We start from the raw sequence: 8,356 nt of genomic DNA, 5'->3' as shown, positions 1-8,356 counted from the left end.
GGTCGTGGCCTGCGCCGGGGCGGGGCATCCCGGCACGCTGAATGCCCCCGCATGCCGCAACGGACCGCCCGCTCCGCGATCTCCCACGCTCGACCTCGACGGCGGCAGCCGGGGCCCCAGCCCGACCCGGGCCCACCAGGCGACGCCCCCGGAGATCCCCGGAGACGCTGCCTGCCCGGAAACCCCCAGGGACACTGCCCGGGGACTCGCCGGGGACGCTGTCCGGAGACTCGCCCGGGGACGCTGTCCGGCTTCTGACTGACGGCAACACGACCAGCCGACGGCGGTGACGCGCTGTGGTCACCCTGATGGGCTACCGTGACCGCGTGACGAGACGTGCCGCCGCTGTCCGCCTGGATTCCCTGCTGCGCACGGCCTGTGACGTGATCGTCGAGCGCGGACTCGCCAACACCCGGACGGCCGACGTGGCGCAGGCCGCCGGGGTGAGCCAGGCCCTGGTCTTCTACCATTTCGCCACCAAGGAACGCCTGCTCGCGCAGGCCTTCGCGTACGCGGTGGAACAGGACCTGGCCCGGCTCGACGCGGTGATGCGCTCCACCGCCACGCCGCTGGCCAAGCTGCGCCGGATCATGCGCCTGTACACCCCCGCCGGCCGCTCCACCTCGTGGTCCATGTGGATCGATGGCTGGGCGGAGTCGCTGCGCACCCCGGAACTGGAGAAGGTATGCCGCCGGCTCGACCTGCGCTGGCGGCAGGACCTCACCGCGATCATCGCCGACGGGGTGGCCGACGGCACCTTCGAGTGCGCCGACCCCGCCGGCGCGGCCTGGCGGATCAACGCGGTGATGGACGGCCTGGCCGTGCAGTTGGCCGTGCACGACCGGGTGATCTCCCGCCGCCAGGCCAGCGAGTGGATCCGACTGGTCGCTGCCCGCGAGCTGGGCCTCGACCCGGCCCGACTCGACTGACCGGCAACGGCCCACCGCCCGGCGAGAGCTGTCACGGCGGGTACGGCGGCTCGGTCGCGTCCCGGGCTGCGCCCTGCTCTGGTGGCGCGGGACGGGTGAGGCCCACGGCGCCGAACGGCACCATCGACCTTGCTCCCACCCCAACCGCCTGGTATCCACAGATGCGCATGCGTAACCGCGCACGCCCCGGGCCGGCGCCGCGCCGGCCCCGCTCCCACGAGGAGGTCACGTGCCAATACCGGAGTGGACACCCCCGACGAGCCGGCCCCGACGCCGGCTCGTCCCCGTACTGGCGACCGTCGGTCTGGTCGCCGCCCTGCTCTCCAGTGGCGGCACCGCCACGGCGGCACCGGGCGACGCGCCGGCCGCGGCACCGGGCCCCTCCGGCTCGTTCGCCGGCGACAGCCACCCCGCCGCCGACGTCGACAACCGCACCGGCACCGCCGCGCCTGACGCCCGGCAGCGCGGACTCGCCCGGCGGATCGACCCGGACGTGCGGTGGAACCGCCTCGGCACCCCGCACGCCCTCGGGCCGGCCCGGGACCCACTCGCCACCGGTCTGCCCGCCGACCCGGAGGCCGCCGCCCGGCGCTACCTCACCGACCATCGGGACCTGTTCGGCCTGGACGCCGACGCTGTCGCCGCGATGGACCGGGTGCTTGTCCACCCCGTCGGCAAGGGAGCTGTGGTCACCCTCCGGCAGCGCTTCGGCGAGTTGCCGGCCGGCCACGACGGACTGGTCACCGTGGCGGTCGTCGACGGCTCGGTGATCTCGGTCAACTCCTCGTTGGCCCGGGACGCCTCGGCGCCGGCCCCCGCCACCCTCACCGGCGAGCAGGCGTACGCGGCCGCGCTCGCCGATGCCGGCCTGCACGCCGACGCGGTGGCCCGGCACAGCGTCCGCCCGGTCGCCGTGCCCACCCCGAGCGACGGCAACCGCGCCGCGTACGAGGTGACCCTGATCGGCGCGAGCACGAACCTTCCTGCGGCGTACACCACCTACGTCGACGGGATCACCAGCAAGGTGCTGGTCCGCGAGGACCTGGTCGACTACGACTCGGACAACCCGAGCTGGGCGGTCTACCCGGCCGCACCGCCCGGCGGCCCTGCCGGTGGGCAGGAGCAACGGGTGCGCTGGTGCGGCGACTCCGCGCCCGGCTGCGCCGACGCCTTCACCGACCCGGCCAGCGGGAAGCACTGGGACGTCGACCTGACCACCGCGGCGCCGACCGGCACCTCTCGCGGCAACTCGGCCAACACGGTGGTCTCCTGGGGCGCCGGCAACCCGATGCTGCCCGCCACGGCCAGCCCTCAGCGGCGCTACGAGTACCCGTTCACCGACCAGTGGCGCCAGTCCCGCTGCAACCCGGCCGTCTTCGCCTCCGCGCAGCGCAACGACGCCGACGCCGCCATCGCCAACCTGTTCGCCATGCACAACCGGATGCACGACTGGGCCTGGCACCTCGGCTTCACCGAGGCCACCTGGAACCTGCAGGCGGTCAACCTGAGCGGGGTCGGCCTCGGCGGCGACGCCGAGCAGGGCCGCGCCCAGCAGGGAGCGCTCACCGGCAACCGGAACAACGCCAACCAGGGCACCCCGCGCGACGGCCTGCCGCCGACCACCAACATGTACCTGTGGCAGCCGCAGGCCGGCGGCCCGTACCCGCCGTGCGTGGACGGCGACTACGACATGACGGTGATCGGGCACGAGTACGCCCACGCCATCACCAACCGGATGATCGCCGGGCCGGACAGCGGCATCGGCGGGCATCAGGGTGGGGCGATGGGCGAGTCGTGGAGCGACCTGCTCGCCGCCGAGTACCTCTACGAACACGGCCTGCGCGCTCCCGGCGAGACGCCGTGGATCACCGGCGGCTACGTCACCGGCAACCTGGTCAGCGGCATCCGAAACCACGACTTCAGCCGCAGCCCGCTCAACTACTCCGACGTCGGCTACAACACCGCCGGCCCGGGCGTACACGCCGACGGGGAGATCTGGAGCGCCACCAACTTCCGCCTTCGCTCCGCGCTGGTGAAGAAGTACGGCCTGGGCACCCCGCAACGCCAGCTCGACTGCGCGCGGGGCGCGGTGGCCGCCGACCGGTGCCCGGGCAACCGGCGCTGGATCCAGCTGGTCTTCGACTCGTTCCTGCTCCAGGCCGCCAGCCAGGTCAGCATGCTCGACATGCGGGACAACCTGCTCACCGCGGACCGGCTGCGCTTCGGCGGGGCCAACCAGGAACTGATCTGGACCGAGTTCGCGCGTTCCGGGATGGGCCGGGACGCCGCCACCAACGGCGCGGGCGACACCGACCCGACGCCGAGCTTCGCCAGCCCGACAGGGGGCAACGCCACCCTGACCCTGCGGGCCAGGGGTGACAGCGCCGGCGCGCCGATCCGGCTCTACGTCGGCGACTACGAGGCCCGGGCCACCCCGATCGCGGACACCGACCCGGCCACCGAGCTGCCGGACACCTTCGAGGCGGTGCCCGGCACGTACCAGTTGCTCGCGGTGGCGCCCGGCTTCGGCCACCAGCGGCTCGACGTGGTCGCCCGCAAGGGCCAGCACGGCTACGTCGACCTACGGCTGAGCCGCAACCTGGCGTCCACCGCCTCCGGGGCGGTCATCAACGGCGACGGGGTCAACCTGGACCGGATCGGTGACGACACCGAGGCGACCAACTGGGCCTCGCTGAACGGGGTCGCCGGCCGGCAGGTCACCGTGACGCTGCCCGGGGGTGCCCCCCAGGTGGTGGGCCGGGTCAACGTCAGCGGCATGCTCCGCCCGGCGATCAGCGGCGACCCCGACGCGGGCGGGCAGAACGCGTTGAGCGCGGTGCGCTCCTTCGCGGTCTGGACCTGCAACACCAGGACCACCGACTGCGCCGACGCCGGCCGCTGGACGCGGATCTACACCAGCGCCGACGACGCCTTCCCCGGGGGCAACTTCCGGGCGTACACCCGGGATGTCAACCTGCGCTCGTTCCGGGTGCCGACCACCGTCGCGACGCACGTGCGGCTGGAGATCCTGACCAGCCAGTGCACCGGCGGCCCGGCGTACGCCGGCGAACAGGACGACGACCCGGCGACGAGCACCGACTGCGCGACCGCCAGCCCGGCGCGGAACCAGGTGCGGGTCGCTGAGTTCCAGGTGTTCTCCAAGTGAAATCCCGCCGGGGCCGGATGCACCACCCGGCCCCGGCGGGCCCCCGATCAACGCCGCGCCGGCGTCCAGCGACGCGGCCGTTCGAACGGCCTGCGACCGGACTCCTCGGCGTCGGCCGTCCGGGTCAGCTGCCGCAGGCGCAGCAGCAGCCCGACGCCGAGGAAGAGCAGCAGTGCACCGAGGAGGAACGCCGCCTGCACCACCCCGAAGCCACCGGCCTGGGTGCCTGACGTCGGGCGGCCCGTGGCGGGCGGCACCTGGGCCACCGCCGGCTCAGTCGCCTCCTCGGTCGGCTCGACGGCCACCGCCGACTCGGTCGGCTCGACCGTCTCCGCCGACTCGCTCGGCGTGGGCACGGTGGTCGGCACGCCGAATCCCGGGCCGATCACGTTGCGGCTGGCGGACTGCCGGGCGAGCAGGCGCAGGTTCGGGTCGTACGCCTCGGCGGCGAGGGTGACCCGCCCCTGGCTGACCGACTCGTCGAAGGCGACCCGATAGCGGGCGGTGACCGTCTGGTTCGCGCAGAGGACACCCGGATCGAGTTGCCGGTCGGTCAGCCGGGCCACCGACCCCTCGGTGCGAATGTCCACCGGGAAGGAGCCGTCCTCCTCCACCCGGTCCATCTTCACCTGGTTGAGCCGCAGCCCGTCCACGGTGAGCACCATCGACCAGCGGACCTTCACGCAGCCGCCGCCGTCGTTGCGGGACACCACAGCGGTGAGCGTCCGCACCTCGCCGTCGGCGACGAACTCGTCCGGCAGGCCGCTCATCACGGTGGCGAACCCGGCCGCCGCGGATGACGGCTGGGGAGCCGCCAGCACTGTCCCCGACAGACAGGCCAGCACCACCCCGACCCGCATCGCGTTGCGCCACACCCTCGCCACCGTCACCCTCCCCACGTCGGTCCCATCCAACGGCCACGCTATGAGGGGCCGGGGGAAGGCGGTAGACGGGCGTGTTCGCACGGAGCGTGAAGAGCGGGGGCGACTATCACCGATAGTGGTGAACCGGTGACGACCCACCCACGACACGCCGGAAAAGCAGTGGGAGGACAATCACCCCCGTGTCCGAACTCTCCGCGGCCTTCGTCCGACTGCACGCCCGCCTCGCCCCGGTGGCCTTCGTCCCCGAGGTGCGGCTGTACCAGGCCGACGAGCCGATCGGCCTCTGGGAACTGACCGAGGGCGAGTTCCGCAGCGCCCAGCCGCCCCCGTTCTGGGCCTTCGCCTGGGCCGGCGGGCAGGGGCTGGCCCGCCATGTCACCGACCACCCGGAGCTGGTCGCCGGCCGCCGGGTACTCGACCTGGCCGCCGGGTCCGGCCTGGTCGCCATCGCCGCCGCGCGGGCCGGCGCCGCCTCCGTGCGCGCCGTGGAGATCGACGAACGGGCGGCGGCCGCCGTCGCGCTCAACGCCGAGGCCAACGGGGTACGCGTCGACGCGGAGCTGGGCGACGTCCTCGACTCCGATGCCGGGGACGCCGAGGTGGTGCTCGCCGGGGACGTCTTCTACAGCGAGGCGATGGCGAAGCGGATGCTGCGTTTCCTGCTCCGGGCAGCCCGTACCGGCGGGGCCCGCGTGCTGGTCGGCGACCCGGGGCGGGCGTTCCTGCCGCGAGAGCGGTTCCGCGAGCTGGCCGCGTACGACGTGCCGGTACCGGAGGCGCTGGAGAGCGTACGGGTGAAGCGCACCACCGTCTGGGAGCTGGATCCGACCCCGCCGGGGGCCACCCGTTAGCGTGACGGCGTGCTGTTCCGGGGCTGGGGGGAGTCCGTCGACTGGCGGTGGCCGGACGTGGCCGTCGTCGCCGATCACGTCGGCGTCGACCATGTGGTGGTCACCCGGCACGCGCTGGTCCGGCAGGTGCTCGCCGACCCGGTGACCTGGCGGCCGGACAACGCCCTGGACGCGGTGACCCCGGTGCCCGTGGCCGCGCTGCGGGTGCTCGCCGGGCACCGGTTCCGGCTGCCGCCGACCCTGGCCAACAACTCCTCGGCCAGCCACCCGGGAATCCGGGCGCTGGTGGCCGAGGCGCTGCACCCGGACCGGGTCGCCGCGCAGCAACCGTGGCTGACCGCGCTGGTGCGGCGGCGGGTGGTCCGGCTCGCCGCCGCCCTCGACGCCGGGGAGCCGGTCGACCTGTACGCCGTGCTCGCCGCCGACCTGCCGCTGCTGGTGCTGGCCCGGCTCATCGAGCTGCCCGACGCGCCGGTCGACGCGGTGAAGGACTTCGCCCGGGCCGCGCTGGAGCTGTTCTGGGCGCCGCTGGACGCCGACCGGCAGCTCGCTCTCGCTGCCGAGGTGGGCCGCTTCCACACCGTGTTACGGGAGTTCGCCGCCACCGGGGGCGGGCTGGCCGCCGCGCTGCGCGCCGACGGGCACTCCCCCGACGTGGTGGTCGGCGCGCTGTTCTTCCTGCTGGTCGCCGGCCAGGAGACCACGTCGCAGTTCCTCACCCTGCTGCTGCACCGGCTCACCGCCGAGCCCGAGGTCCGCGCCGGGCTGCGCGCCGGCACGGTGGCGGTGGCCGACGTGGTCGAGGAGGGGCTGCGGCTGGAACCGCCGATCGTGACCTGGCGGCGGGTGGCCGCGGTGGACGCCACGCTGGGCGGGACGGCGGTCCCGGCGGGGACCAGTGTGGTGCTGTGGCTGGCCCGCGCCGGTCGCGACCCGGAGCTGGTGCCGGAGCCGACGCGGTTCCGACCCGGCCAGCGCGGGTCGCGCCGGCACCTGGCCTTCGGCGCGGGCACGCACCGCTGTGTCGGCGCGCAGCTGGCCCGGATGGAGGCGGCGGTGGTGGTGGCCGAGGCTGCGCCGCTGCTCGACGGGGTGACGGTGGTCCGCCCGCCCTGGTGCCCGGACAATCTCACCTTCCGGATGCCGGACGCGTTCGTGGTCCGCCGTCGCTGACCGCTGCGGCCGTGCTGGGGCATCCGGCGGCGGCACCGGTGTCCGAGTCGGCCGGCGGATCGCCCCGAAACGACGGCCCGCCCGGAAGTGAGCAACTCCCGGGGTCACCTGCCTCGATCGGGAATCCGCTGGCCCTCGTGGTCGGCCCCCGTCCCGTGCCGGACCGGGCGCCGACAAGGGTCACAGGCTCAGCCCGCGTCCTCGGCCCAGGCACGCCAGTCGTCGAGCACGCCGTACAGCGCCGGGGTCAGCCAGCCCGGGGCGGACCGCCGGAACACCCCCGGTTCGATCGCCCCCGCGCCGGTCGGCAGGGCCCCGAGCAGATTCGGCACCAGGTCGGTCAGGTTGGCCCAGTGCACCAGTTCCGGCTCGGCCGGCCACGCGCCGACCACCACCCCGGCGGGAATCGCCCGGCGCTCCAGCGCCTCGAGGGTGAGCGCCGTGTGATTGAGAGTGCCGAGCCCGGCGCGGGCCACCACCACGGCCGGGGCGCCGAGGGAGACGGCCAGGTCGGCGACGGTCCACGGCTCGCCGGAGGGGCGCAGCCCCATCGGCACGAGCAGCCCTCCGGCCCCCTCGACCAGCACCAGGTCGTGCTTGTCGGCCTCCTCGCGGACCGCGTCGACGGCGGTGTAGAGCTCCAGCGGCTCCAACTCGGCGACCCGGGCCGCGGCGAGCGGGGCCAGCGGGTCCGGGTAGCCGGCCAGGGTCCGCCCGGTCAGCGGGGCGGCCAGCCGGGTCACCACGTCGATGTCGCCGGGTTCCCCGGTGGCCGTTCCCGTCTGGCCGGGCTTGACCACCGCGACCCGCATTCCGGCGGCCTGCGCGGCGGCCGTGATCGCGGCCGTCACGATGGTCTTACCGACCCCGGTGTCGGTGCCGGTGACCAGCACCACGCCCTGCCACGGTGTGGTCACGGCCGCGCCTCCGACCTACTCGGCACGCTCACGGCGCGCACTCCACGATCACGTCCAGGGCGCGCGCGAAGTCCGCCCGGGACACCCCGGCGGAGATGGTGAGCCGCAGCCGCGAGCGGCTGTCCGGGGTGGACGGCGGGCGGAAGCAGCCGACGGCGACGCCCCGGTCGTGACAGTCGGCCGCCCAGGTGGTGGCGGCCTGCGGAGCGGGGGCGGTCACCGACACCACGGCCGCGTCGGGGGCGGAGACGGTCAGCCCGGCCGCGGCCAGCCGGCGGACCGCCAGCGCGGCCCGGTCGGCCAGCTCCGCGCGCAGGTCGTCGCCGGCCCTGGCCAGCGTCACCGCGGCGAGCACGCCGGCCGCGACCGCCGGGGGCAGCGCGGTGTCGAAGATGAACGTCCGGCCGGTCTCCACCAGGTGCCGGACGAACTCGGC

Annotated in this window: 7 protein-coding genes; 4 read left to right on the top strand and 3 right to left on the bottom strand. The window is 74.7% G+C overall.

The genetic code is table 11. The features are described 5' to 3' along the window. The first annotated feature begins 326 nt into the window (after positions 1 to 326). Positions 327 to 929: a TetR/AcrR family transcriptional regulator gene (locus E1193_RS28085; RefSeq protein WP_132186186.1), complete on the top strand. Its 603-nt coding sequence runs from the start codon at positions 327 to 329 to the stop codon at positions 927 to 929. Positions 930 to 1,158: 229 nt separating this feature from the next. After that, positions 1,159 to 4,095: a M36 family metallopeptidase gene (locus tag E1193_RS28080; RefSeq protein WP_132186185.1), complete on the top strand. Its 2,937-nt coding sequence runs from the start codon at positions 1,159 to 1,161 to the stop codon at positions 4,093 to 4,095. 47 nt (positions 4,096 to 4,142) lie between these two features. Here the strand turns inward: E1193_RS28080 and E1193_RS28075 are convergent, their stop codons facing one another. Next, a complete protein-coding gene (locus E1193_RS28075; RefSeq protein WP_243707943.1) occupies positions 4,143 to 4,979 on the bottom strand; it encodes a hypothetical protein in 837 nt (278 codons plus the stop codon). A gap of 179 nt (positions 4,980 to 5,158) precedes the next feature. On the opposite strand from E1193_RS28075, the gene E1193_RS28070 reads away from it, so the two are divergent. Further along, positions 5,159 to 5,830: a 50S ribosomal protein L11 methyltransferase gene (locus E1193_RS28070; RefSeq protein WP_132186184.1), complete on the top strand. Its 672-nt coding sequence runs from the start codon at positions 5,159 to 5,161 to the stop codon at positions 5,828 to 5,830. Positions 5,831 to 5,839: 9 nt separating this feature from the next. Next, positions 5,840 to 7,003, top strand: coding sequence for a cytochrome P450 (locus E1193_RS28065; protein WP_132186183.1), 1,164 nt, complete (start codon positions 5,840 to 5,842; stop codon positions 7,001 to 7,003). Between the two features lie 188 nt (positions 7,004 to 7,191). On the opposite strand, the gene bioD is transcribed toward E1193_RS28065, so the two are convergent. After that, positions 7,192 to 7,896, bottom strand: a complete 705-nt coding sequence (gene bioD / locus E1193_RS28060; RefSeq protein WP_132186187.1) for a dethiobiotin synthase — start codon at positions 7,894 to 7,896, stop codon at positions 7,192 to 7,194. 52 nt (positions 7,897 to 7,948) lie between these two features. Continuing rightward, the coding region (locus E1193_RS28055; protein ID WP_132186182.1) for an aminotransferase class I/II-fold pyridoxal phosphate-dependent enzyme at positions 7,949 to 8,356 on the bottom strand (408 nt) is incomplete at its 5' end.

Source organism: Micromonospora sp. KC606 (assembly GCF_004348675.1).
Classification (GTDB): Bacteria; Actinomycetota; Actinomycetes; order Mycobacteriales; family Micromonosporaceae; genus Micromonospora.
This window is presented reverse-complemented; position numbering and strand designations above follow the sequence as displayed.